This window comes from Naasia lichenicola, assembly GCF_004801885.1.
In the GTDB taxonomy this organism is placed as follows: Bacteria; Actinomycetota; Actinomycetes; order Actinomycetales; family Microbacteriaceae; genus Naasia; species Naasia lichenicola.
This window is the reverse complement of sequence record NZ_SSSM01000006.1, coordinates 79,082-104,567: the sequence shown is the minus strand read 5'-3', so window position 1 is coordinate 104,567 and position 25,486 is coordinate 79,082. Positions and strand designations below refer to the sequence as shown.

Genomic DNA, 25,486 nt, shown 5'->3' with positions numbered 1-25,486 from the left:
GAGCGAGATGACCTTCTCATCCAACACCGAGATCACCGAGGCCGAGCCAACCCTGCTCCCGCCGCTCGGCAACGACCGTCAGCTGAAGCGGGCACGAGGTGGCCGAGCCGGGATCCTCATCGGCCGGGTCTTCTCGAACCGCGGAGCCGCGTTCGGGGTCGTGGTGCTGATCCTGCTCTTCGCGTTCGCCTTCATCGGCCCGCTGATCAGCGGCTGGAGCTACTCGGAGCTGGACTACACCGCGCTGCGCAAGCCGCCCAGCGCCCTGCACTGGTTCGGCACGAACAACATCGGTCAGGACGTCTTCACCCAGACCGCGCGCGGCATGCAGAAGTCGCTGCTCATCGGACTGCTGGTCGCCCTGTTCAGCACGGCGGTGGCCGGGTTCCTCGGCGCTGCGGCCGGCTACTTCGGCGGCCGGGCCGACCGGATCATCATGCTCGTCGTCGACGTGCTGCTCGTGCTGCCGTCGTTCCTGATCATCGCGATCCTGTCGCCCCGCCTCAAGGAGTACGGCTGGATCGTGCTCGTCGTGCTCCTCGCGGCGTTCAGCTGGATGGTGACGGCTCGGGTGATCCGGTCGATGACGCTGTCGATCAAGGAGCGCGAGTACGTGCGCGCCGCCCAGTACATGGGGATCGGCAGCCTGGCGATCATCTCCCGGCACATCCTGCCGAACGTCGCGTCGTTCCTGATCATCGACGCCACCATCGCGGTCGGCGGCGCCGTGCTGGGCGAGGCGAGCCTGTCGTACTTCGGCTTCGGCGTCCAGGCCCCCGATGTCTCCCTCGGCACCCTCATCGCGGCCAATCAGAACGCGGCCCTCACCTCGCCGTGGCTGTTCTACTTCTCCGCGGCGGGCCTCGTGCTCTTCGCCCTGGCGGCGAACCTCCTGGGCGACGGCCTGCGCGACGCGTTCGACCCGACCTCGGTCGCCGGCAAGCGGATGTCCCGCTCCGCCCGCCGCCGCGGCAGGGCAGCGGCCGACAGCGCACGGACGTCCACCCCCGCCGCCGCTCCTGAGATCGGAACCGCGCGATGACCGCGGCGATGGCGAGCTCGTTCAGCGGGGTCGAGATCGGCGAGGTCGTCCTCGAGGTCGAGAACCTCACGGTCGGCTTCCCGACGCCCAACGGCGTGGTGAAGGCCGTCCGCGGCATCGACCTCACGCTCCGCCGCGGCGAGGTGCTCGGAATCGTCGGCGAATCGGGATCCGGCAAGTCGGTCACGGCCACCGCCATCATGGGGCTGCTCGCCCCGACCGCTGTCGTGGGCGGATCGATCCGGCTCGGCGGAACCGAATTGGTCGGCGCCACCGACAAGCGCCTCAGCGGCCTCCGCGGGGCCAAGATCGCGATGGTCTTCCAGGATCCGCTGTCCGCCTTCACGCCCGTCTACACGATCGGCGACCAGATCGCGGAGACGGTGCTCGCCCACCGCAAGGTGAGCAAGCAGCAGGCGACGGAACGGGCGGTCGAGCTGCTGAAGATCGTGGGCATCCCCGACGCCGAGCGGCGGGTGCGCGCCTTCCCGCACGAGCTGTCGGGCGGCATGCGCCAGCGGGCGATGATCGCGATGGCGATCGCCAACGACCCGGACGTGATCCTCGCCGACGAGCCGACGACGGCCCTCGACGTCACCATCCAGGCCCAGATCATCGAGGTGCTGCGCACCGCCCAGCGGGAGACCGGGGCCGCGCTGATCTTCGTCAGCCACGACCTGGGCGTCATCGCCGGCTTCGCGGACCGCGTGGCCGTGATGTACGCCGGACGCGTGGTCGAGACGGCGACCGTCGACGAGCTGTTCGCGCAGCCGCGGATGCCCTACTCGCTGGGTCTGATCGGAGCCGTTCCCCGGCTCGACCAGAGCGTGCACGAGGCGCTCGTCCCCATCCCCGGCACTCCCCCGTCCCTGCTCGAGTACTCGGGCGGATGCCCGTTCGCAGATCGCTGTCCCATGGTGATCCCCGCCTGCCGCGCGGCGGAGCCCGCCCTACGTGCGCTGCCCGGCGACCCGGACGAATCCCACACGGCGGCTTGCATCCGCTCCGAGGAGATCGTCGAGCGCAGCGCCACCCCGCGCGACGTCTTCCCCACCCCCGAGGTGACGATCGCCGCCCTGGATCGCGTCCCCCGCGACGAGCGCGAGGTCGTCCTGCATGTCGACGGCCTGGTGAAGACCTTCCCGCTCACCGGCGGGGCGGTCTTCAAGCGGCGGGTCGGCACGGTCTGGGCGGTGGACGGCGTCGATCTCGACATCCGCGCCGGCGAGACCCTGGGGCTGGTCGGCGAGTCCGGGTCGGGCAAGAGCACGACCCTCACCGAAATCATGAATCTGCTCCCACCCGAGGCGGGCAGCATCGAGCTGCTCGGCAAGCCGTTCGCCGAGCTCGGGTCGAGCCGAGCCGCGCGCAAGTCACTGCGCTCCGACGTCTCGATCGTCTTCCAGGACCCGATGGCGAGTCTCGATCCCCGCATGCCGGTCGCCGAGGTCATCGCCGAGCCGCTGCGTGCCGCCGGTCGCTCCACGGAGCAGATCGATGCCCGCGTCCCCGAGCTGATGTCGCTGGTGGGACTCGATCCGAACCGGGGCGGACTCTTCCCGCACGAGTTCTCGGGCGGCCAGCGCCAGCGAATCTCGATCGCGCGCGCCCTTGCCGTCGAGCCACGGCTGATCGTTCTGGACGAGCCGGTCTCCGCGCTCGACGTCTCGATCCAGGCCGGAGTGCTCAATCTGCTGGCCGAGCTGCGCGCCCGCCTCGGCCTGTCCTATCTCTTCGTCTCGCACGACCTGTCGGTCATCCGCTACATCGCCGACCGCGCCTCGGTGATGTACCTCGGGCGGACGGTGGAGACGGGCAGTGTGGAGGAGATCTTCGAGCACCCGCTGCATCCCTACACCCAGGCGCTGCTCTCCGCCGTTCCGATCCCGGATCCGGTCAAGGAGCGCAGCCGCGAGCGCATCCTGGTCCAGGGTGATCCGCCGAGCGCGACCACCCGCCAGACCGGGTGCCGGTTCCGCGGCCGCTGCCAGGTGTTCGCAATGCTCGACGAGACCCGTCGCACGAAGTGCGTGGAGGTCGTGCCGCTGCCCGAGCCGCACTGGCGCGTCGGCACCGATCACACGGCCGCCTGCCACTGGCCCGTGGACGTCGATCCGATCTGAGTCCGCCCTCTGGCACGCGCGGATCGGGCTCGACCGCGCGGATCAGGTCATGGAGACCTGATCCGCGCGCGAATGCAGGCACCGGGCCTGATCCGCGAGGTTGCTGTCGGTCAGACGCCCATCTGGATGCCGGCGCCGGGGATGGCGTCGAGCAGCTCTCGGGTGTAGGCCTGCTTCGGGTTGTCGAAGACCTCGTCGGTGGTCGCCGCCTCGACGATCCTGCCCCGCTGCATCACGCAGACGTTGTCGGCGATCACCCGCACGACCGCGAGGTCATGGGTGATGAACAGATAGGTCAGTCCGAGCTCGCCCTGCAGGTCGGCGAGCAGGCGCAGGATCTGGGCCTGGACCAGCACGTCGAGTGCGGAGACCGCCTCATCGAGGATGACGATTTCGGGCTTGAGCGCGAGCGCCCGCGCGATGGCGACGCGCTGACGCTGGCCGCCCGAGAGCTCGTTCGGGTAGCGGCCGGCGATGACCCGTGGCAGCGACACCTGATCCAGCAGCTCGAAGACCCGATCGCGGCGCTCGTTGCGGGTGCCGACGCCATGCGTCTTGAGCGGCTCAGCGATCGTGTTGCCGATGTTGTGCAGCGGGTCGAGCGTGCCGTAGGGATCCTGGAACACCGGCTGCATGCGGCTGCGCAGGTTCAGCAGCGCGCGCCCCTTGAGGGAGGCGACGTCGGTGCCGTTGATGGTGATCGTGCCGCTGGTCGCGTCCTCGAGCTTGAGCAGCAGCTTGGCCACGGTGGACTTGCCGGAGCCCGACTCCCCCACCAGCGCCATCGTGGTGCCCTTGGCGATCGAGAAGGAGACGTCGTCGACGGCCGTGAACTCCGTGCTGCGGAACCCTCCCTGACGGATCTTGAAGTTCTTGGTCAGATGGTCGACCACGATGACCGACTCCGACGGCTTCGCGTCGAGGTTCTCCACCCGCCGCTCGGCGGCGGTGATCAGGTCGACCTTGTCGGACTCGTTGGCCGCGACGTGCTCGATCGAGCCGAGCTCCTGGCCGCTGAACGCGATCCTGCGGGAGGCGAGGCTCGGCGCCGCAGCGATCAGCCGCTGCGTGTACGGGTGCTGCGGGTTCTGCAGGATCTCGACGGACGGGCCCGACTCGACGATCTTGCCCTTGTACATCACGATGAGCTTCTTGGCCCGCTCGGCGGCGAGGCCGAGGTCGTGGGTGATGAAGATGACCGCGGTGCCGGCGTCCTCGGTGAGGGTGGCCAGGTGGTCGAGGATCCTGCGCTGCACGGTGACGTCGAGCGCTGAGGTCGGCTCGTCGGCGATGAGCAGCCGGGGGCTCGCAGCCAGGCCGATGCCGATCAGCACGCGCTGGCGCATGCCGCCCGAGAACTGGTGCGGGAACTGTCGCAGACGCTGGTCCGCGTCGGCGAGGCCGGCCTGCTCGAGCACCTCGATCGCCTTGGCCCTGACCTCCTTCTTCCCCGTCGCGAGGCCGTTGGCCCGGATCGTCTCCTCGACCTGGAAGCCGATGCTCCAGACCGGGTTGAGGTTGCTCATCGGGTCCTGCGGCACGTAGCCGATGAGGCGCCCGCGGATGTCCTCGAGCTCGCGAGGCGACGCCTTCGCGAGATCCCGGCCCTGGAAGAGCACCTCGCCCTCGGTGATCTGGCCGCTGCCGGGCAGCAGGTTGATGATCGCGGCCGCGGTCGTCGACTTGCCGGAACCCGACTCCCCCACGATCGCCACCGTCTCGCCCTCGTGGAGGGTGAGGTCGACGCCGTTGAGCGCCTTGACGACGCCGTTCTGGGTGCGGAACCCGACGTGCAGGTTGCGCACCTGCAGGAGGGGTGCGTCGGCGGTACTCGCTGCGGCTGCGTTCATCGGAGCGCCCTCGCCTTCGGGTCGAGCGCGTCGCGCAGCGCCTCACCCAGGAGGATGAAGCTCAGCACGGTGATGGTCAGCGCCAGGGACGGGTAGATGAGCGTCTGGGGTGCGGTGCGGATGTCCACCTGGGCGGTGGAGATGTCGTTGCCCCACGACATGAACGTGCTGGGCAGGCCGACGCCGAGGAACGACAGGGTCGCCTCGGCCACGATGGCCGCCGCGAGCGACAGCGTCGTGACCACGATCACGGGCGCGATGGAGTTGGGCAGCACGTGCCTCACGAGGATGCGGAACCGCGAGAGTCCGATCGCCGTCGCCGCGGTCACGAAGTCGGCGTTCTTCACCCGCAGGATCTCGGATCGCAGGACCCGAGCCGTCGACGGCCAGGTGAATGCCCCGATGGCGAGCGAGATCACCCACACGTTGCGGTGCTCCGAGAGCACCGACATGACGACGATGGCCGCGAGGATGTAGGGGATCGAGAAGAAGATGTCGCCGATGCGCGACAGCACTGTGTCGACCCAGCCGCCGTAGAAGCCGGCGAAGGCTCCCATGATGATGCCGGTGATCGAGCTGAGCGCGATCACGATGAGGCCGACCGACAGCGAGGTCGATGTGCCGTGCAGGATCCGCGAGTAGATGTCGCAGCCCTGCTTGGTGAAGCCCAGGGGGTGCCCGGCGGTCGGTGCGCCGAGGCTGTTCGACAGGAAGCACTCGTCGTTCGGCGGGGTGTTCGTGAAGACGCCCGGGAAGAGCGCCACGAAGATCACGAAGATGATGAGCGCGCTCGAGATCCAGAACATCGGGCGGCGACGGAGGTCCCGCCACGCATCGATGTAGAGGTTGCTCGGCTTCTCGTCGAGGCTGACGACGTCGACACCGCTGATAGGCGACTCGTCGAGTGCGGCGACGTAATGGTCGGGAGAGAGCACCGTCGGCGCCTTCTGATCACTTGACATAGCGGATCCTCGGGTCGAGCACGGCGTACAGGAGGTCGATCAGGATGTTGACGACCAGATACAGCAGCACCATCACGGTGACGAAGGAGACCACGGTCGGCCGCTCTCCGATGACGATGGCCTTGTAGAGGGTGTTGCCGACCCCTGGCACGTTGAAGATGCCCTCGGTCACCGTCGCGCCGACGAGCAGGATGCCGAAGTCGGCTCCGAGGTTCGTGGTCACCGGGATGAGCGAGTTGCGCAGGATGTGCACGGGGATGACGCGGCTCCGGCGAAGACCCTTGCTGTAGGCGGTGCGCACGAAGTCGTTGCCTGCCGTCTCGATGACCGAGGAGCGGGTGAGCCGGATGTTGAAGGCCACCAGCGAGAACGCGAGTATCAGCGCCGGGAGTATCAGGTCCTGGATGGGAGCACCCGCGCTCACGGTGCTGCGGAACCAGCCGAGCTTGTAGCCGAGGAAGAACTGGCCGAGGAAGCAGAGGACGAAGATCGGCACCGAGATGAGCACGAGGCTGATGACGAGGGTGACCGAGTCGAAGACGCCGCCCTTGCGCAGGCCGCTCCACAGCCCCACCGCGAGGCCGATGATCATCTCGAAGAGGATGGCGAGCGCCGCGAGGCGTGCGGTCACCGGGAAGGTCCGCAGGAGCGTCTCGCCGATCGGCTGACCGGAGAAGGACGTTCCGAAGTCGAGCCGGAACACGTTGCCCAGGTAGTAGAGGTACTGGACGATGAACGGCTGGTCGAGGTGATAGCGCGCCTCGACCTGAGCGAGCACGGCCGGGTTCGGGGTGCGCTCTCCGAACAGCGCCAGCGCCGGGTTGCCGGGCATGGCGAAGACCATGAAGTAGATGAGGAACGTAGCCCCCAGCAGTACCGGGATCGCCTGCAGCAACCTCCGGAGGATGTAGAACGCCACCGTTACCTCGTCTTCATCGCGCCCCGTGATCGATCACGGGATACCTGTGATTCTCGTGCACTCACGCGTGTGGGGCGACAGCCGAAGCTGCCGCCCCACACGGTCGATCACTACTTCTTGGTGATCTGGTAGTACAGCGGCACGGAGTGCCAGTCGATGGCCACGTTGTCCACCAGGGTGCTGTGTCCACCCTGGACCGTCGCGTACCAGAGCGGGATCGCGGGGAGGTCCTTGAAGAGGATCTCCTGCGCCTGCTGGAAGTACGTGTTGGCCTCATCGACCGATCCTGCGGCCGAGCCCTGAGCGAGGAGCGCATCGAACGCGGGGTTCGAGTAGTCGCCGTCGTTCGAGCCCGCGTTGGTCGCGTAGATCGGGCCGAGGAAGTTGAACAGACCGGGGTAGTCGGCCTGCCATCCGGTGCGGAACGCGGACTGGATGCTGCGGTCCGTGATCTCGGTGCGGAACTGGTCGAACGTCGGGACGGCAGTGCCGACCGCGTCGATGCCGAGCACGTTCTTGATGCTGTTCGCCGTCGCGTCGACCCAGTCCTTGTGGCTGGAGTCGGCGTTGTAGGCGATCTCGAAGGTGCCGTCCCACGGTGCGATCGCGTCGGCCTGGGCCCACAGCGACTTGGCGAGGTCCTCGTCGTAGTCGAGCACGTCCGATCCCGTGATGTCCTCGGAGTACCCGTCGATGACCGGCGACGTGAAGTCGTGAGCCGGCGTGCGGGTGTCGTTGAAGATCGTCTTCGTGATCGACTCGCGGTCGATCGCGTGGGAGATGGCCGCGCGTCGCAGCTCACCCTCAGGACCCGAGAAGTGCGGCAGGCGGCTGGGGATGGTGAACGACTGGAAGATGGCGGCCGGCTGGTTGAAGGCGCGGTCTCCGAGGTCGGACTCGAACGAGGTGAGCGATGCGGACGGGATCACATCGAGGACATCGAGGTTGTCCGAGAGGAGGTCGGAGTAGGCGCTGTCCTCGCTCGCGTAGAACTTCAGGACGAGTCCGTCGTTCTGCGGGGCGCGGCCACCGGTGTAGTCCGGGTTCTTCTTGAGGGTGATCTGCACGTCGTGCTGCCACGCGTCGTCACCGTCGAGCATGTACGGGCCGTTGCCGATCGGGGCCTCGCCGTAGGCGTCGATGTCGTCGTAGGCGACGGACGGCAGCGGGTAGAAGGCCGAGTAGCCGAGACGCAGCGGGAAGTCCGCGGTCGGGGCGTTCAGCACCACGGTGAAGGTGTAGTCGTCGACGATGGTGATGTCGAGAGGGCTGTCCTCGTCGTAGCTGAAGCCCGCGATGGGCTCGAAGAAGTACGAGTTGAGCTGCGCGTTGGAGAGCAGGGCGCCGTACTGCCAGGCATCCACGAAGGACTTCGCGGTGACGTCTTCGCCGTTGGTGAAGGTGTTGCCCTCGGCGACCTTGATCGTGAAGGTGACGTTGTCGTCGGTGGTGATCGACTCCGCCATGTCGTTGACGGGGGCGCCGTCGGCGTCGTAGTAGATGAGGCCGGCGTACAGGTTGTCGATGACCTTTCCACCACCGGTCTCGTTGATGTTGGTGGTGAGCAGCGGGCCGCTCGGCTCCGAGCCGTTCGCGGTGATGTAGCTGGCGCTGCCCGAGGCACCCGAGGAGCTCGTGGCTCCGGTGTCACCCGACGAGCAGGCCGCGAGCAGCAGCACCGATGCTGATGCCAGCGCGACTGCTCCCAACCCGAGTTTTCTGAACTTCACTGTGTGTTCCTCCTGATATGCAGAGAGATAGGTGCGGAGGCATGCAGGTATGCCCCGGACGCACCGGCTACCAGTACCCTAGGCGGGCATCCCGAGGGGTGAAAATCGAGGGTAAATATCGTTACCTCCTAGAAACCAACTTCGCGAATGCTTGCGTTGACACAAGGAAGTTGCATCCCTACCCGTCGCGTTGACGATATCCGGCGCGCACGCGCACGTCGCGCGTATTTCAATCGTCAAGACATCTCCCGCACAGCGAGGTCCACCGCGCTCATGACCACCCCTCCGCCGAACGACCTCTCCGACCTGCAGCCCGAGATCGGACCGGCGGCCCGTCGACGGCTGCGGGTCGAGATCGCGATCGTCCTCGCACTGAGCCTTGGCGCCTCTGCGGTGTACGCACTGGTCGCGTTCGTGCACGATCTGGTCGACCTGGTGGTCGCCTCGACGCCGATCTCGGATCAGACGGCGAGCATCAATCCATCCCTGAGCACGCAGGAGGCCTTCGACCTCGTCTACCAGCTGCTCGCCTTCGCCTTCGGTCTCGCTCCTGTCGCGCTCGCGCTGTATCTGCTGTGGCCGCCGGGGCTGTCCCCCTTCGCCCGGTTCGGACTGGACAGGCGGCGTCCCCGCTTCGACCTCGGCGTCGGGCTGCTGCTCGTGCCGATCATCGGCATCCCGGGCATCGGGGTCTTCCTGCTCGGCCGGCTGCTCGGCATCACCGTCGATCTCTCGACGAACGGGCTGGGCGCCTACTGGTGGTCGATCCCGGTCCTCATCCTGTCCGCACTGCGGGCCGCCCTCGTGGAGGAGGTCATCGTCGTCGGCTACCTCTTCACCCGCCTGCGCGAATTCGGCTGGCGCACCTGGGCGATCATCGTGGCGAGCGCGCTGCTCCGCGGGAGCTACCACCTCTATCAGGGCGTCGGTGCGTTCGTCGGCAACGCGGCGATGGGGGTGCTGTTCGGCTGGGTCTACACGAAGTGGGGTCGGACGATGCCGCTGGTCATCACCCACTTCATCCTCGACGTCGTCAGCTTCGTGGGGTACCCGCTGCTCCGGATGTGGTTCCCGGCCCTGCTCAGCTGAAGCTCGAGAGCACCCGGCCCACTTCCGTTGGTCGAGGAGCGACGTCTACGGCGCGTCTCGAGACCGGGTGAGTCGATCCGGAGGCGCAGCCACGCTCCAACCCTCGGATCGACGTACGCGGTCTCGAGACGGCCGTGAACGGCCTCCTCGACCAACGGAGGTGCGGGCGGCCTCAGGCGAAGGCCTCCGGGGGTGGGCAGCTGCAGACCAGGTTGCGGTCGCCGTATGCCTGATCGATCCTCCGCACCGGGGGCCAGTACTTGCCGCGGATCCGCATCGTGCGCACTGACGCATCCGACGAGACGGCGCCGGGATAGACCGCCAGCTCCCTGCTGTACGGATGGGCCCACTCGTCGACGGCGATGGCCTGCGCGGTGTGCGGGGCGTTCCGCAGCGGATTGTCCTCGAGAGGCCACTCCCCGGCCGCCACGCCATCCGCCTCGAGCTTGATCGCGACCATCGCGTCGATGAACCGGTCGATCTCGGCGAGGTCCTCGCTCTCGGTGGGCTCGACCATCAGTGTGCCCGGCACCGGGAAGGACATCGTCGGCGCATGGAAGCCGTAGTCGATGAGCCGCTTCGCGACGTCGTCGACGGAGACGCCCGTCGCGGCCGTGAGCGGGCGGAGGTCGAGGATGCACTCGTGCGCGACCAGACCGTTGTCACCCTTGTAGAGCACCGGATAGTGCTCGCTGAGGCGCACCGCGACGTAGTTGGCGGCGAGCACCGCCGCGCCGGTGGCCTCACGGAGTCCATCGGCGCCCATCATCCGTACGTAGGCCCAGCTGATCGGCAGGATGCTCGGCGACCCGAAGGGCGCCGCGGAGACCGGCCCACCGGTGAACTCGTCCGCTCCGCGCTGCGACTGGGCGTGGCCGGGCAGGAATGGCGCGAGGTGCGCCTTCGCCGCCACCGGGCCGACCCCGGGCCCGCCTCCGCCGTGCGGGATGCAGAACGTCTTGTGCAGGTTGAGGTGCGAGACGTCGCCGCCGAAGTCGCCGAACCGCGCGAAGCCGAGCAGGGCGTTGAGGTTGGCTCCGTCGACGTAGACCTGGCCGCCGGCGTCGTGCACGGCCTCGGTGATGGCGCGCACCTCGTGCTCGTAGACGCCGTGGGTGGAGGGGTAGGTGATCATCAGCGCGGCGAGGTCGTCGGCGTGCGCCGCGATCTTGGCGTGCAGATCGTCGAGGTCGACATTGCCGAGCTCATCGCAGGCGACGACGACGACCTTCATGCCCGCCAGCACGGCCGACGCGGCGTTGGTGCCGTGCGCGCTGGACGGGATGAGGCAGACCAGGCGCTGGGCGTCGCCGTTCGCGAGGTGGAAGCCGCGGATGGCGAGCAGCCCGGCCAGCTCGCCCTGACTGCCGGCGTTCGGCTGCAGCGAGACGGCGTCGTAGCCGGTGACCTCGGCGAGCCACGATTCGAGCTGGCCGATCAGTGCGAGGTAGCCCTGCACGTCCTCCGCGGGCGCGAACGGATGTATCCGCGCGAACTCGGGCCAGCTGACGGCCTCCATCTCGGTGGCCGCGTTGAGCTTCATCGTGCAGGAGCCCAGCGGGATCATCCCGCGGTCGAGTGCATAGTCGAGGTCGGCGAGGTACTTGAGGTAGCGCATCATCCCCGTCTCGGAGTGGTGCGTGTTGAAGATGGGATGGGTGAGATAGCTCGAGGTCCGCCGCAGAGACGCCGGCTCGATTTCTCGGGTGGGCGCGCCATAGCCATGCATCCCGAACGCGGCGCCCGCATCGTGGGTGAAGGCATGTGCCAGCATCGAAGAGATCATCGGGTCTGCGGACGAGACCTCGTCGAGCGCTACTCCGACGGTCGTCTCGTCCACCCGGCGCAGCAGGATGCCATAGCCCCGGAGTCGGGCGATGGTGGCGTCGGAATCGTCCACTCGCACCTGGAAGGTGTCGAAGAAGTGGCGGGTGAGAACCTCGAAGCCGGCCGCGCTCAGTTCGTCTGCGGTCGCGCGGGCAGCCGCGTGCACGGTCTGCGCGATCCACCTGAGCCCGTCGGGTCCGTGGTAGACGGCGTACATGCCGGCCATGACGGCGAGCAGCACCTGCGCGGTGCAGATGTTGCTGGTCGCCTTCTCGCGGCGGATGTGCTGCTCGCGCGCCTGCAGGCTGAGCCGATACGCGGGCTGACCGGCGGCGTCCTGGCTGACACCGACGAGCCGGCCCGGCAGCTGGCGCTCGAGTCCAGCGCGCACGGCCATGTAGCCGGCATGCGGTCCGCCGAACCCCATCGGCACGCCGAAGCGCTGCGAGGTGCCGACCGCCACGTCGGCGCCCAGCTCGCCAGGTGAGGTCAGCAGAGTCAGCGCGAGCAGATCCGCGGCGACCACGACGACGGCGCCCGCCTCCTTCGCGGCGGCGATGACGGCGGAGGGATCCCAGACCGCACCCGAGGCACCCGGGTACTGGATCAGGACGCCGAAGAAGTCGCCGCCCGGCAGCGGCTCGCGCGCGAGGTCGACGGTGATGAGCTCGATCCCCACGGCCTGCGCCCGGTGCGCGAGCAGCGCGGCGCTCTGCGGCAGCGCGTCGGAGTCGACCACGAACCGGGGCGACGCGCTCTTGGAGGCCCGACGGGCCAGCAGCATCCCCTCGACGACGGCGGTCGACTCGTCGAGCATCGACGCGTTCGCGGTGCTGAGGCCGGTCAGGTCGGCGACCATCGTCTGGAAGTTGAGCAGCGCCTCGAGCCGGCCCTGCGAGATCTCGGGCTGGTAGGGCGTGTACGCCGTGTACCAGCTGGGGTTCTCGAGGACGTTCCGCTTGATCACGGCGGGGGTGATCGTGTCGTGGTAGCCGAGGCCGATCATCGATCGGCGCACCGTGTTGCGGCTCGCCAGCGCGCGCAGCTCGGCGATCGCCTCCGATTCCGTCGCGGCGGGCGGGATCACCGAATCGATCTCGCCGACCTGGATGCCGGCGGGCACGGCGGCGCCGAGCAGCTCGTCGATGCTCCGATATCCGACCGCAGAGAGCATCCGCCTCTGCTCGACCCCGTCGGGGCCGATGTGCCGCCGACCGAAGGCGGACGGTCCGTAGGTCGGATGACGAGTCCCCTGCCCCACGGCTGGGCTCGGGGCCGGCAGCACGGAGTCGATGGTCATGACTCGGCCGTGAACGCGGTGTACTCCGCGAGCTCGAGCAGGCTCGGCAGCTCGACGTACTCCACCTTGACCAGCCAGCCCTCCCCCAGTGGGTCGCTGTTCACCAGCTCGGGCGAGTCGACGACGGCGTCGTTGACCTCGGTGATGGTGCCGCTGACCGGCGCGTACAGCTCACCGACCGACTTCGTCGACTCGATCTCGCCGATGACGCGGCCCGCCTCGACGACCGTGCCGACCGCGGGCAGGTCGACGTAGACGACATCGCCCAGCTTGCCGGCGGCGTAGCTCGTGATCCCCACGGTCGCGACGGAGTCGGCCGCCTCGATCCACTCGTGCTCGGTGGTGTACTTCAGCTCGTCTTCGCGGGACATGTCACTGCGCCTTTCGCTGGTAGAAGGGGAGGGCGACGATGGTCGCCGGAATGCGGGTGCCTCGGACGTCCAGGAACAGAGGGGTGCCGGGCGCGCTCCATCCGGGGCTCACGAATGCCATCGCGATGGGATGGCCGAGGGTCGGAGACAGCGCCCCGCTGGTGACCTCGCCCACCACGTCGTCACCTGACGCGGTGGCATGGATCGGATAGCCGGCGCGCGCAGCTCGGCGACCGGTTGCCTCGATGCCGACGAGGACGCGGTAGTCGTCGGCGCGACCGTGCTCGAGGGCGATGACCGCCTCGGCTTCCAGCGCGCCGCGACCGACGAAGTCCGACGGCTTGTCCATGGTCACCGTGCGACCGAGACCGGCCTGCCCGGGCTGGATGGCGGCGCTCAGCTCGTGGCCGTAGAGGGGCATGCCCGCCTCGAGCCGCAGCGTGTCGCGGCTCGCCAGTCCGGCGGGCACGAGCCCCGAGCCGGCGCCGGTCTCGAGCAGGGCATCCCACAGCGCGGGCAGCGCTTCGGGTGAGGTGTAGAGCTCGAAGCCGTCCTCGCCGGTGTAGCCGGTGCGCGCGACGAGGATGCGCCGGCCGAGATACTCGCCCGGGATCGAGCGGTAGTAGTTCAGCGCTTCGAGCGCCTCCCCCGGCGATGCCGCCTCGGGAGCGCTCGCATGCAGATCGAGCCCCTCGAGCTCGGCGAGGATCTCGAGGGACTTCGGGCCCTGGATCGCGATGAGCCCGATGTCGTCGCTCTCGTCCTCCACGACCGCGTCGAAATCCTCGGCCCGCACGCGAAGGGCCTCGGCGACCGCCTCTCGATTGGACGCGTTCGCCACGACCAGATAGCGGTCGGGTCCGTTGCGATAGACGATCAGGTCGTCGACGATGCCTCCGTCGTCGTCGAGCATCAGCGTGTACTTCGCCTGCCGATCGGCGAGCGCGGACATCCGGCCCGAGAGCGCGTAGTCGAGGGCGTTCGCGGCCTGAACGCCGACCACGAGGATCTCGCCCATGTGGGAGAGGTCGAAGAGCCCGGCGGCGGCGCGCACCGCATGGTGCTCGGCCAGGTCGCTCGAGTAGCGGACCGGCATCTGCCAGCCGGCGAAGTCGGTGAAGGTCGCCCCGAGGGCGACATGTCGGTCGTGCAGGGGCGAGAAGCGAGGCGCTGCGTCCTCAGGGGCGCCGCCGTTCGGCGTCGCGTCCTCGGGCATCGAGGCGGCAGCCGCCCCGGCGGGTGGTTCGATGGGTGCGTCGGTCACGAGTTCGTCTCCAGGAATCGGCGCCGAGAGGCGCGCGTCGGTGAGAACTCCCCCTCTGTCATGGCGCCTGAGAGTTTCGCGCCGCACCCGCTCTCGCGAGCGGGCGGCGCTTTCACCGTGGGCGAGGCGCGGTGAGCACGCCTGCTTTCCAGAGTGGCCGGTCCGTCGCGGTACCTATTACCTGAGAGATTGACGGGGAGGTTTGCTCCTTCGGCGTCCGGATCAGCTCGCACTGTGCTTGCGACACCGTGCTTGCGACACTGTGCGTGCGTCCGGACTCTCCCGCGTCGGTCCTGTGGCCCGATGTTCAGTTGTGCAGACGAGGTGCACCTGCGGATCTCGCGAGCCGTGCGGCTCGTTCTGGGAGCCTAGCGCGCGGCACGTTTCGACCGGGTTACGCCGAGGCGTCTCGGACGCCGGCTTCAGGCCGCACACCGTCGGCTCACCCGAAAGCTGGCGGCGGCACCCAGACTCGGTGCGTACTGTCGGCCAGATGTACACCGTCCCCGATCAGACCGGCCGCCGCATCGTCATCACCGGATCCAACAGCGGCACCGGCAGGGAGGCGGCTAAGCGCCTGTCCGCAGCGGGTGCGCATGTGATCATGGCGGTCCGAACGCCCGAGAAGGGCGAGAGGGCTCGAGCGGAGATCCTGGCGGAGTTCCCCCATGCCTCACTCGAGGTGCGCCGGCTAGATCTCGCTGATCTCGACAGCGTCGGCTCGTTCGCGGCAGAGCTGCACAGCCAGGGCGATCCGATCGACGTGCTCATCAACAACGCAGGCGTGATGGCGGTGCCGTCACGGATGACGACGACCGACGGCTTCGAGCTGCAGTTCGGCAGCAACTTCCTCGGCCCGTTCGCGCTGACCAACCTGCTGCTCCCCCTGGTGCTGGCCGGGAACAGCCCTCGGGTGACCACGATGTCGAGCTTCGTCGCCAACTTCGGCCGCATCCGCTTCAGGGATCTGCAGGCCGTGCACTCCTACAACCCGTGGACCGCATATGCCCAGTCGAAGCTGGCGGACATGCTGATGGGCAAGCAGCTGGCGACGCTCGCCGTCGAGAACCGCTGGGACCTGATCAGCACCATCGCCCATCCCGGCTTCACGCGGACCAATCTGCAGTCGGCGGGGATGAACCTCGGGCGAGAGACCCCGCGCAAGAGCCTGATCAGCGGGGAGACGCCGATCCTCCCGTCGCAGGATGTGGAGCACGGCACCGATCCGCTGCTCTTCGCGGCGACGAGTCCGGTCGTCAGCCAGGGCGGCTACTACGGTCCGGGCGAGAAGTTCAACCTCGTCGGACGCGTCACGCGTCAGTCCCTTCCCCGGTCGGCGCGCGGGGTCGACCTCGCGACCTCGCTGTGGTCCGTCGCCGAGGACCTCACCGGCACCGCCGTTCCTGCAGACGCGCTCGTCGCGTAGGACGCCTCGATCCTTCGCCGGCAGCCTCGATCCTTCGCCGGCACGAGGCCTTCGGCGGACTACCTCCCGGTGATCCGCTGGGCCATGACGGCCTGGGCGGCCCGGGCCTCGGGGATGGGCATCAGCGGATAGACGTGCAGCAGGCCCCTCTCGTTGTGGAACTCCACCTCGACGCCGGCGGCGCGTGCCTTGGCGACGAGGTTGAGCGAGTCGGGATAGCAGATGTCTCTGCTGCCGCAGAAGACCGTCAGCGGCGGCAGGCCGGAGGCGTCGCCCAGCAGCGGGCTGACGAGCGGGTCCTCGATCGCGAGCTCCCCGCGCCAGAGCTCCGCCGCGGCCCTCGGTCCTGGCACCGAGAGCGCAGGATCGCGGGGCTCGATCTGGGCGATCCGCGGGTCGGTGAATCGCAGATCGATCGCGGGTGAGATGAGCACGGCCCGACCCGGCAGCACCGCGCCTCGATCGCGCAGCAGCTGCAGCGCCGACAGGGTGATCGCACCGCCGGCGGAGTCGCCCATGGCGGTCACCTCGGAGCCGCCGGCGTCGGTGACGAGCTCCTCGAGGAGCTCGGCGACCCATGGCACGACGGTCGCAGCCGTGCCGTTCGGCGCCCCCGGGAAGATGGGAACGATGAACGTCGCTCCGGTCTCGATCGCGAGGGCGCGGATGAGCATCCAGTGCCGGGGCGAGATCTCGTGGATCCAGGTTCCACCATGCGTGTACAGCACCCGTCGACCGCTCGTCGCCCCGTGCGCGGCCACGGTGTAGACCGGCCACTCGCCATGCCGCTCGAGGGTGATCGCGAGCTGCTCGTCGTAGCCGAACGGCGGCGCGAATGGCCGCGGATCGGCCTGCAGCCGAGCGACATCGGCGAGGGTCCGCTCGGCGGTCGCGTAGATCCGCTTCGATCCGCGCAGTCGCATGATCGCCGGCATCGCGCGGGCGGCGAGGCTCACCATCGGCGCGCTTCGGACGTCGTCATTCCGGCAGCCACAGGGTCTCCTCGAATTCGGTGCAGAGTCGGATGAGCTCGGTGAGGAGCTCTTCGGTACTGGTCGCGGACAGCAGGACCAGCTGATCGAGAGGCCCCAAGGGAGCCACTCCCGCGAGCTGCCAGGTCGCCTCCATCGGGTCGTCCGAGAGCTCGACCTGAGCCGACCAGGTCTGCTCCTCCCACTCGCTGGCGCGAGCGAGGACACGGCGGACGGCCTTCTCGGCGGTCTGCCGCAGCCCGGCGAGCTCGTCCACCCAGACCAGCTCCGGCAGCTCCTCGATCTCCGCGCGCGGGAAGGGATCGTCATCGAGCCATTCGGTGATCCGGATGCGGCGCGCGCCCTGCGCGATCATCAGCACCCCGACCTCGGAAGGCTCGAGCTGGACGATCTGGGCGATGGTGCCGAGCGACATCCGCTTCTCACCGCCGCCGACCTCCTGCCCGCGCTCGATCAGCACGACCCCGAACTCCGACGGCTCGACCTGCAGGATCTGGGCGAGCATCTGCAGGTAGCGCTCCTCGAACACCCGGAGCGGCAGGGGCATGTACGGGAGGAGGACGGAGCCGAGGGGGAACATCGCCAGCTCGCTCATGGGACCAGCGAACCACGTCCCGCCGACAATCGGGTGGGCGGGCTCACATCTCTCAGTGGCTAGCGTCGGATCGGCGCCGAAACGGGCGCCCCACTCGTCGAGACGGAGCCCTCATGCAACTCACCCCCGACCTGCTCGAACTGCTGCACGGGAAGTCGATCTGCTATCTCGCGACGACCATGCCCAAGGGATCTCCGCAGATCACCCAGACCTGGGTGGACACCGATGGCGAGCGCATCATCATCAACACCGTGGAGGGCTTCCAGAAGGTGCGCAACATCCGCCGCGATCCGCGGGTTGCGCTCACCGTCTCGGATCCGGCGAATCCCACCCGGTACATCCAGGTGCGCGGCCGGGTTGTCGACGTCACTGCGGAGGGCGGGGCCGAAGGCATCGAGGCGATGTCCCAGAAGTACACCGGCCGCCCGTACCCCTGGTACGGCGGCCGCGACCAGACCCGCCTCATCCTCACCATCGAGGCCGACCACATCTCCGGCGAAGGCTGAGTGGAACGGCCTCGATACGGCGCTGGCGCGCCTGACCGGCCAACGAGATTGCCCGTTGGTCGAGAACGACTCGAACCGCAGGGCCTCGATACGGCGCTGGCGCGCCTACTCGATCACCGAACTGCTCGTTGGTCGAGAACGACTCGAACCGCAGGACCTCGATACGGCGCTGGCGCGCCTACTCGACCACCGAATTGCTCGTTGGTCGAGTAGGGCGTTCACGCCCGTATCGAGGCCCTGCAGTGTCGAACTAGCTGACCGACAGCTCCAGCACCACAGGGTCGAGGCCGTCCGAGGTCACAGTGACCGTGATCGGGCCGACGCCGGTCGGACGGATGACGGCGAGCGCGCGCCCGTCGTAGCTGCGCCAGGTCGCGTCGGCGAAGCGCTGCGTCGTCGAGGGATCCGCGCTCGCCATCCCGGCGAGCACCCCGGATCCGACCACGTCGACCGTCACCTCGCGGTCATCGGCCACCACGAGTCCGCCGGCGGCGTCGCGCAGCTCGATCGCGACATAGGCCAGCTCGGAATCCGTGTCGGACAGGTCGGATAGGTCCACCGAGGCGGCCAGCGTCGTCTCCCCTGCGGTCGCGAGCGCCGTCCGACCGACCTCAGTGCCGCCCGCGTAGGCGACGGCGACGATCTCGCCCGGGCTGTAGACGGTCTCGAACGACGCCAGCCTGGGTCGCACCCCGCCGATCGCTCCGCGGGCGACCTCCGAGCCGTTGACCAGCAGGGCGATCTCGTCCGCGTCGGCGTAGACCTCGACGGTGACGGGCTGCCCCTCGGAGCCCGGCCACGACCAGGAGCCGACGGTGTCGCTCCAGGACCACGGTGACTGCACGGGCAGGAGCTGGCCGTGTCGACTCGGCCTGCCGACGGCGAGGTACGGCTCGCTGCGCAGGCCGAAGACGATCTCCCGGTAGTACGAGATCGGCCGGCGGAACCCGGTGATGTCGAGGTCTCCGGAGACGGCGGTGAGGAAGGGGTACTCGCGCTCGAGCTGCATCGAGCCGTCCTCGCTCGCCGTGTACGCCGGTGCGCCGATTCCGACCTCGCCGAGGTAGTCCCAGCCGACCCAGGTGAAGTCGCCGATGACGTTGGGGCTCCCCTCGACCATCGGCCAGAGGCGGCCGATCTGCGACGGAAAGGTTTCGGACCCGACGATGACCCGGTCTGGGTGCGCTTCGGCGTCGAGCGCGTAGCGGCCCTCGGCGTAGTTCAGTCCGAGCACGTCGAGCGCGGCGCTCGACTCCTCGATCCGCGCGGACGCCGCCTCACTGGAGCCGATCGCGGTGAAGAAGTCGCCGGCCGCCATCGCCTCGTTGAGCCCGCCGAGCTCCTCCATCACGGTCGGCAGCTCGTCGATCACCGCGAGCATGGCGTTCACGCCGTTGGTGACCGGCCGCGTCGGGTCGAGCGCGCGCACGTGATCCGCCATCCGACGTGCCCAGCGGGCGCCGTGCGGGGTGCCGACCTCGGCGATCTCATTGCCGATCGAGTAGAGGATGACGCTCGGGTGGTTCCGATCCTTGGCCACCATCGCGGCGAGGTCGTCGGCCCACCACTGCGGGAACTCGTGCGAGTAGTCGTAGCTGCTCTTGAACCTCGTCCACATGTCGAACGACTCGTCCATCACCAGCATGCCGATGCGGTCGCAGGCGTCGAGCATGGCGACCGACAGCGGATTGTGAGCTGCGCGGATGGCGTTGAATCCCGCCGCCTTGAGCAGCTCGATCCGACGCTCCTCCGCCCGGCCGATCGCCGCGCCGCCGAGCGGGCCGTTGTCGTGGTGGATGCAGGCGCCGCGCAGCAGCACGGGCTCGCCATTGATCCGCAGCCCCTTGCGTGGATCGACGGTGATGGAGCGGATGCCGAATCCGGTCGTGATCGCGTTCTCGCCGGAATCGTCGACGATGCTCGTCCGCGCGGTGTGCAGCGTGGGGCTGTCGGGCGACCAGAGCGCGGCGTCGGCGAGGTAGAGGCGCTGACGGACCACCGCCTGCTCCCCCGGGGCGAGCGTCGACGGCGTCTCCGCTGTCTCCATCCGTGCGCCGCTCGCGTCGGTCACCTCGGTGCGCAGCCGCACCGTCCGGGTGACGAGGCCGGCGTTGGCCACGGTGGTCAGCACGTCGACGACGGCCTGGTCGTCTTCGAGGCGGACCGTCTCGATACGCACTCCGTCGGGCAGCACGTGCACCGCGGGGTCGACGTGCAGCAGGACGGATCGATGCAGCCCGGCACCGGAGTACCAGCGGGAGTCCTGGCCGGTGCGCACCTCGATGCGCAGCGTGTTCTCGGCGCCGAACCTCAGGTACGGCGTCAGGTCGACGAAGAACCGGGCGTAGCCGTCGGCTCGGTTGCCCGCGAACTCCTCGTTGAGGAACACCTGCGCACGGCGCATCGCGCCCTGCAGCTCGAGGCTCACGATGCGACCCTCCCAGTCGGCGGGCACCTCGAAGCGCTTGAGATAGGTGAACGCGCTGGCGGGGTAGTACGCGCCCGCGCCCTTGCCGGGCACATCGGCGGCCCGCGCCTCATCGCGCAGCGCATCGTGCGGCAGGCGCACGGGAGTCTCGGCGATCTTCTCCCCGGTGGCTCCGGCGAAGGGCCCCAGCGGCTTCCGATAGGTCCATCCGTCGTTGAAGGGGTGGATCGCCATGGCGCGTCATCTCCGATTCCGCCAGCGCGGAGCCGTCCGGCGCTGGTCAACAGGCGGCTGGTCCCCGGAACGGAGAGCTCATGGCCGATGGACTTTCACGGTAGTGCGTTCCATACTGAAAATCCACGGGGCACTGGAAATTGGATCGGGGTGGGCATGGACGCATCGAAGGCGGCACCGAAAGACGGCACATCTGCTGCTCCGAGCAGCTCGAACCGGTCCGCCGACGCACCTCGGCCGGCACCGATCAGACTCGGTTCCGTGCCAGCTGGCGCCCCCGAGCCATCCGAGCCGGCCACTCGACCTGCTCGACGCGGGCCCTATCGGAAGTCCCAGCAGACGAGGGAGAGCATCCTCGCTGCGGCGATGGAGGTCTTCCGCATCCGCGGGTTCCGGGCCACCGCGGTCTCCGAGATCGCCGACCGCCTCGGCCTGGATCAATCGAGCATCTTCTACTACTTCCCGAACAAGACGGAGCTGCTGCTGGCGGTCATGCGCGAGCGCGATCGTCAGGCCGACGTCCTGCTCGAATGGATGATGCCGCGATCGCTTTCCGAGATGCCCGACCTGCTGATCGAGCTGGCCGCCCGCAACGCGGCGACCCCCGGGGTCATCGAGCTCTACACGGTGCTCGCGGCGGAGTCGATCACGCCGGACCACCCGCTGGGCGAGTACTTCCGCGACCGGCTGAAGCGCGTTCGGGACGGCTTCACGGTGTGGTTCCGATGGATGGAGGAGAACGGCGCGCTGCGCGACGGGGTCGACCCGGCGCTCGCCGCATCCTCGTTCTTCGCCCTCTGGGAGGGCGCGCAGCTGCACTGGCTGATCGATCCGCCGGAGCTCGACGTCGTCGCCCACCTCCGCCACTTCCTCTCGCTCGTCCTGCGCGACCCGATCGTCTCCACCTGAAGGTCGTGCCGAAGCGATTCGACCTGGAGGACTCGCGGTGCGCGGAGGGGCCCGCGACGCCGAGGCTGGATATCGTCGCGCGTGTGCGCACTCTGATCCGGCCCATGGTCGTCCTCGGCACCGCGCTGATCCTCGTCGGCTGCTCGTCCCCCCAGACCGTCAGCCAGAGTCCCGCACCGGCTGGCACGCCCTCCGCCGAGGCGCCCGCTCCGTCACCGGCCCCGTCGACGGCGCCTTCACCGGCCGCGGATGGTCCGCTCAAGATCTCGCTCGATGGGCTGGCCTACAACGAAGCCGATGTCCCAGACGCTGCTCCGTTCTCCGACGGCGCGGCCGTCGTCGCCCTCATGGAACGCGTCGCGGACGCTCCTCCAGAGGTGACCGAGATCCCGCAGAAGGGATTCACCTCCTACGCCTGGGAAGGTGTGCTGATCTTCGTGAACGAAGCCGGACAGGCCCGGGCCAGATTCACAGCGCCTGCGCTCGGAGGAGTGCGCTTGGAGACCACAGGCGGCATCGCCGTGGGTTCGAGCCGAGCGGAAGCGGTGGCTTCGGGAGCAGTGGACGGCTACGACTCGAACGGCGACGGGATAGCGGAACGCCTCACCCTCGATTCCCGTGAGGCGCCGGGCACCACGTCGTTGGCGGACCCCGGCCTGGTCGGCTCGGACTACATCGAGCTCACCGTCGATGGCGATGTCGTAACGGGCGTCACATCGCCGGCAGACGACTGGAGCGACCTCTGAGTTCGGCCCGGATCGCCCTCCGGTAGTCGCGCCTCCGCGTCGGGCGCAGGCACTGGCGAGCCAGTCCGCCGCGTGCCAGCATGACGCCAGCGGCCGCGCCGTGCGGGTCGCGCAGAGGAAGGCAGGGCGATGACGATCATCCGCACCATCCCGGAAGAGGAGGCGACCGGGGTCGTCGCCGAGCACTACGCCGACGACATCGAGTCGTTCGGGCACGTCCTGCCGCACACGAAGGTCATGATGATGAATCCCGAGGCGGACGCCGCCTGGGAGAGCCTGATCGGAGCGGTGGCCCGTCCGCTCGGGTTCCGTCGCTACGAGCTGGTCACCCTCGCCGCAGCCGAGTCGCTCGGGTCTCAGGCCTGCCGGCTGGCGCATGGACAGCGATCCCGACGCGAGTTCGACGACGCCCAGCTGGAGCGGATCGCCCGCGACTTCCACGACGCCGACCTCACCGAGGCGGAGGTGGCGATGATGGAGTTCGCGGCGAAGCTCAGCACGGACTCTGCCTCGATGACCGAAGCGGACAGCCTGCGCCTGCGCGAGGTCGGCTTCACGGACGTCGAGATCATCAACATCACGCTCACCGCTGCCGCGCGCAACTACTACAGCCGCACGCTGCACGCCCTCGCGGTCGAGGTCGACGTCCCCCAGGCGCTCACTCCTGCCCTGCGCGAAGCCCTGACCGGCACCGCCTAGCTGATCGAGATGCCACTTTCCGTCCCTAAAACCGCCGAATAGGGACAGAAAGTGGCATCTCGATGGTCGTCAGTGCGCGGATCTCGTGATGGCTTCGCGACGCGGCCGATCTTTCGCGAGCCAGGTCCGGAAGTCGCCTACCTCGATGGGTCCCCCGCCGCTGTGGTAGCTGAACTCCGCCCCGAATCGTCCCGACGGATCGGCCCAGCTCGCGGTCGGAAAGGGGGTCGTCAGCAGAAACGAGTTGAGGATCTGCACGTGGGGCGTCCCGGACAGCGGCACGGTGACCAGTGCGGCTGGATGGATGCGGACCTCCTGCAGCCGCGGCGACCCGTCCCGGTACTCGCCGAACTCGAACTCCCCCAGCCACAGCGACCAGGCGACGGCCCCCGCGACCGAGGCGAGGTAGTGCTCATCCAGCGCGCGCAGCAGCACATCGCCACCGCAGGCGTGGTCGGGGAACTCCCACTCGACGATGTGCGACTCGACGTCGTCCCCCATCGCCACGGAATCGCGATCCACGCGGACGATCGTCATGCGGTCAGTTCGCGCACCTGCTGAGTGCGGTCTCCTCCGACGTCCCCGGTGTTGACGGTCCCCTGCGGCTCGAAGAGCAGCGCCTGCACCGGTCCGTCGGCCTTCGGGCAGTGCTCGACGCCCTTGGGGATCACGAAGACGTCGTTCGGGCCGAGCACGACGTCACGATCGCGCAGCTGGATCGTCAGCTCGCCGCTGAGGACCAGGAACAGCTCGTCGGTCTCGGGATGGCTGTGCCAGACGAACTCGCCCTCGAGCTTCACGACCTTCAGGTCGTAGTCGTTGATCGATGCGAGCCGGTGGGGCTGCCACGGCTCGGCGATCGTCGCCAGGGCGGCCAGGGCGTTGCGGACATCGTTCGTCATGGTTCAACGGTACCGAGATCGAAATGCCGCTTTCCGTCCCTAAAACCGCGTTATAGGGACGGAAAGTGGCATCTCGATTGACTAGGCGAGTCGGCCCAGCTCCACCGTCGCGGTGCCGAGCAGCCGCTTGGCCTCTCGGACCCCGCTCCTCATCGCCCCATCGGCATAGCCCACGCGCGCGCTCTGAGTGTGCTCGCCGGCGAAGAGGAGGCGTCCGGCGAGCGGATCTCCCAGCAGGTCGAGGTCGGAGTTTGAGGCGCCCGGCGGAACGTGCGCGTACGCGCCCAGAGCGAAGGGATCGTCCACCCAGCCCGTCACGGCGACGGCGACCGGCTCGGGGCAGGGCAGACCGATCGCGTCCGACAGCATCCCCGTCACCCAGCCGACTGCGTCGGCCCCGGACCGACCGGTGGTGTGATGGGCGGCCGAGTGGAAGACGTGGCATTCCAGGATCGGATTGCCCCGGAACGCGTCGTGGTCGAAGACCCACATCGCCGGTTCGGATGCCTTGGTCGGGAAGAGCACCCCGTGCGACCATCCGACCTCCCGCCAGAAGGGCTCCGCGAACGCCATCGCAACCTTCTCGTACCTGCCGAAGCCGAGCCGGTCGATCGCCTCCGTTCGTTCCGGGGGCAGCGCGGGCGAGACGTCGAGCGCGCCGCTCTTGAGCACGCCGAGCGGCACTGTCACGACGACGTGCGAGCCGGTGAGGGTCTCCCCCGATGCCGACGAGACGACGACCCCCTCGTCGGCGATCTCGATGCTCACCGCCGGCCAGGCCCGCCGGATGTCCAGCCCCGCTGCCATGGCATCGATCGCCGTGACATAGCCGCCGTCGGGCAGATCGCCGAAGAAGTCGCCGTCGTAGGACTCCTGCGTCCAGAGCCACTGCAGCGACATGTCGTCCGCCGCACCTGCTGCGTCGCCTTCGATCATGGCGAGCAGCCCTTGCCGTCCGCGGCGAAGCCGGTCGCCGTCGAGCCCGGTCGTCTCCAGGTATGCCTCGATGCCGTCCGCGACCGAGGCTGTGGGCCCGAGTCGCTCGCGCAGCTCGTCGATCGCCCCTTCGAAGCCCTCGAGCTCGACGTCGAGCGTCAGTCCGATCTCCTCATGAGAGATCGGCAGCCCGGTTGCGCAGTCGAATGCGCTGAGCGTCGCAAGCGGATTGCCCGGCCGCGTCCCGATGCCGACGGAATCGAGGAATCGGCTCATGGGATTGCCGACGGGCTCGTGCACCCACGAACCTCCGAGGTCCACCGGGGCTCCATCGAGGTCGACAGTGTGCAGCCGTCCGCCGATCCGGGAGCGCGCCTCGAGCACCACGCACTCAACGCCGGCGTGCATCAGCGCGTTCGCCACCGTGAGACCCGCGATGCCCGCGCCGATCACCAGAACACGCTCCACGGGCCCGTCGATACCGCCCGGGATCTCGGAGTGTCCATCGTCGAAATCGATCGCCATCGCACCACCCGGGTCGTCGTCTGCGAACTCTAGGGCGTCCGCGGCTTCGGAGGGGGCCCGCTGCTCGATCGAAATGCCACTTCTGGTCCCTAATACGGTCAGATAGGGACC

At 68.6% G+C, this 25,486-nt stretch carries 21 protein-coding genes and 2 riboswitches; of the genes, 8 read left to right on the top strand and 13 right to left on the bottom strand.

Annotation, left to right across the window (positions count from 1 at the left end; genetic code table 11):
* Positions 1–7 precede the first annotated feature (7 nt).
* Both E6C64_RS16705 and E6C64_RS16700 read left to right on the top strand, forming a co-directional pair.
* Positions 8–1,042, top strand: coding sequence for an ABC transporter permease (locus E6C64_RS16705; protein WP_136428827.1), 1,035 nt, complete (start codon positions 8–10; stop codon positions 1,040–1,042).
* Complete coding sequence (locus tag E6C64_RS16700) at positions 1,039–3,165, top strand: dipeptide ABC transporter ATP-binding protein (RefSeq protein WP_136428826.1); 2,127 nt, start codon at positions 1,039–1,041, stop codon at positions 3,163–3,165. Before E6C64_RS16705 ends, E6C64_RS16700 begins: the two co-directional genes overlap by 4 nt.
* Positions 3,166–3,275: 110 nt before the next feature.
* Here the strand turns inward: E6C64_RS16700 and E6C64_RS16695 are convergent, their stop codons facing one another.
* The 4 genes from E6C64_RS16695 to E6C64_RS16680 form a co-directional block, all read right to left on the bottom strand.
* Positions 3,276–5,015 carry a dipeptide ABC transporter ATP-binding protein gene (locus tag E6C64_RS16695; RefSeq protein ID WP_136428825.1) on the bottom strand — a complete coding sequence of 580 codons (1,740 nt, stop codon included), beginning with the start codon at positions 5,013–5,015 and terminating at the stop codon, positions 3,276–3,278.
* The gene (locus tag E6C64_RS16690) at positions 5,012–5,977 is read right to left on the bottom strand and encodes an ABC transporter permease (RefSeq protein WP_136428824.1); all 966 of its coding nucleotides are present in this window, start codon (positions 5,975–5,977) and stop codon (positions 5,012–5,014) included. The genes E6C64_RS16695 and E6C64_RS16690 overlap by 4 nt, the downstream gene beginning before the upstream one ends.
* Positions 5,967–6,896 carry an ABC transporter permease gene (locus E6C64_RS16685; RefSeq protein WP_136428823.1) on the bottom strand — a complete coding sequence of 310 codons (930 nt, stop codon included), beginning with the start codon at positions 6,894–6,896 and terminating at the stop codon, positions 5,967–5,969. The genes E6C64_RS16690 and E6C64_RS16685 overlap by 11 nt, the downstream gene beginning before the upstream one ends.
* A gap of 110 nt (positions 6,897–7,006) precedes the next feature.
* On the bottom strand, positions 7,007–8,626 hold the full coding sequence (locus E6C64_RS16680; RefSeq protein WP_136428822.1) for a peptide ABC transporter substrate-binding protein: 1,620 nt from the start codon (positions 8,624–8,626) through the stop codon (positions 7,007–7,009).
* A 273-nt stretch (positions 8,627–8,899) separates the two neighbouring features.
* On the opposite strand from E6C64_RS16680, the gene E6C64_RS16675 reads away from it, so the two are divergent.
* Positions 8,900–9,715: a CPBP family intramembrane glutamic endopeptidase gene (locus E6C64_RS16675; protein WP_136428821.1), complete on the top strand. Its 816-nt coding sequence runs from the start codon at positions 8,900–8,902 to the stop codon at positions 9,713–9,715.
* A 172-nt stretch (positions 9,716–9,887) separates the two neighbouring features.
* Here the strand turns inward: E6C64_RS16675 and gcvP are convergent, their stop codons facing one another.
* Genes gcvP through gcvT form a run of 3 tightly spaced genes read right to left on the bottom strand, consistent with a single transcriptional unit; the run spans position 9,888 to position 14,429 of the window.
* Positions 9,888–12,842, bottom strand: a complete 2,955-nt coding sequence (gcvP, locus tag E6C64_RS16670; protein WP_136428820.1) for an aminomethyl-transferring glycine dehydrogenase — start codon at positions 12,840–12,842, stop codon at positions 9,888–9,890.
* The gene (gene gcvH / locus E6C64_RS16665; RefSeq protein ID WP_136428819.1) at positions 12,839–13,213 is read right to left on the bottom strand and encodes a glycine cleavage system protein GcvH; all 375 of its coding nucleotides are present in this window, start codon (positions 13,211–13,213) and stop codon (positions 12,839–12,841) included. Before gcvH ends, gcvP begins: the two co-directional genes overlap by 4 nt.
* 1 nt (position 13,214) lies before the next feature.
* Positions 13,215–14,429, bottom strand: a complete 1,215-nt coding sequence (gene gcvT, locus E6C64_RS16660) for a glycine cleavage system aminomethyltransferase GcvT (RefSeq protein WP_136429297.1) — start codon at positions 14,427–14,429, stop codon at positions 13,215–13,217.
* Between the two features lie 94 nt (positions 14,430–14,523).
* Positions 14,524–14,634: riboswitch (glycine riboswitch) on the bottom strand.
* A gap of 1 nt (position 14,635) precedes the next feature.
* Positions 14,636–14,772, bottom strand: a riboswitch (glycine riboswitch).
* Between the two features lie 198 nt (positions 14,773–14,970).
* Between gcvT and E6C64_RS16655 the strand changes: the two genes are divergently transcribed.
* Entirely contained in the window at positions 14,971–15,903 is a 933-nt protein-coding gene (locus E6C64_RS16655; RefSeq protein WP_136428818.1) for an SDR family oxidoreductase, read from the top strand.
* A 59-nt stretch (positions 15,904–15,962) separates the two neighbouring features.
* Here the strand turns inward: E6C64_RS16655 and E6C64_RS16650 are convergent, their stop codons facing one another.
* Complete coding sequence (locus E6C64_RS16650; protein ID WP_136428817.1) at positions 15,963–16,862, bottom strand: alpha/beta hydrolase fold domain-containing protein; 900 nt, start codon at positions 16,860–16,862, stop codon at positions 15,963–15,965.
* Positions 16,863–16,881: 19 nt separating this feature from the next.
* Positions 16,882–17,490 (bottom strand): LON peptidase substrate-binding domain-containing protein, encoded by a 609-nt coding sequence (locus E6C64_RS16645; RefSeq protein ID WP_136428816.1) that lies wholly within the window; start codon positions 17,488–17,490, stop codon positions 16,882–16,884.
* Positions 17,491–17,603: 113 nt separating this feature from the next.
* Between E6C64_RS16645 and E6C64_RS16640 the strand changes: the two genes are divergently transcribed.
* Complete coding sequence (locus E6C64_RS16640; RefSeq protein ID WP_136428815.1) at positions 17,604–17,996, top strand: PPOX class F420-dependent oxidoreductase; 393 nt, start codon at positions 17,604–17,606, stop codon at positions 17,994–17,996.
* A 250-nt stretch (positions 17,997–18,246) separates the two neighbouring features.
* Here E6C64_RS16640 and E6C64_RS16635 read toward each other — a convergent pair whose 3' ends face one another.
* A complete protein-coding gene (locus tag E6C64_RS16635; RefSeq protein WP_136428814.1) occupies positions 18,247–20,658 on the bottom strand; it encodes a glycoside hydrolase family 2 TIM barrel-domain containing protein in 2,412 nt (803 codons plus the stop codon).
* A gap of 261 nt (positions 20,659–20,919) precedes the next feature.
* On the opposite strand from E6C64_RS16635, the gene E6C64_RS16630 reads away from it, so the two are divergent.
* The 3 genes from E6C64_RS16630 (at position 20,920) to E6C64_RS16620 (ending at position 23,012) form a co-directional block, all read left to right on the top strand.
* Positions 20,920–21,567 (top strand): TetR/AcrR family transcriptional regulator, encoded by a 648-nt coding sequence (locus E6C64_RS16630; RefSeq protein ID WP_158437911.1) that lies wholly within the window; start codon positions 20,920–20,922, stop codon positions 21,565–21,567.
* A gap of 83 nt (positions 21,568–21,650) precedes the next feature.
* Entirely contained in the window at positions 21,651–22,313 is a 663-nt protein-coding gene (locus E6C64_RS16625; RefSeq protein WP_136428812.1) for a hypothetical protein, read from the top strand.
* A 129-nt stretch (positions 22,314–22,442) separates the two neighbouring features.
* Positions 22,443–23,012, top strand: coding sequence for a carboxymuconolactone decarboxylase family protein (locus E6C64_RS16620; RefSeq protein WP_136428811.1), 570 nt, complete (start codon positions 22,443–22,445; stop codon positions 23,010–23,012).
* Positions 23,013–23,081: 69 nt separating this feature from the next.
* On the opposite strand, the gene E6C64_RS16615 is transcribed toward E6C64_RS16620, so the two are convergent.
* From E6C64_RS16615 to E6C64_RS16605, 3 genes are all read right to left on the bottom strand, one after another.
* Entirely contained in the window at positions 23,082–23,549 is a 468-nt protein-coding gene (locus tag E6C64_RS16615) for a hypothetical protein (protein WP_136428810.1), read from the bottom strand.
* Entirely contained in the window at positions 23,546–23,914 is a 369-nt protein-coding gene (locus E6C64_RS16610) for a cupin domain-containing protein (protein ID WP_136428809.1), read from the bottom strand. Before E6C64_RS16610 ends, E6C64_RS16615 begins: the two co-directional genes overlap by 4 nt.
* Positions 23,915–23,995: 81 nt before the next feature.
* Positions 23,996–25,375 carry a flavin monoamine oxidase family protein gene (locus E6C64_RS16605; RefSeq protein WP_136428808.1) on the bottom strand — a complete coding sequence of 460 codons (1,380 nt, stop codon included), beginning with the start codon at positions 25,373–25,375 and terminating at the stop codon, positions 23,996–23,998.
* Positions 25,376–25,486: the final 111 nt, after the last annotated feature.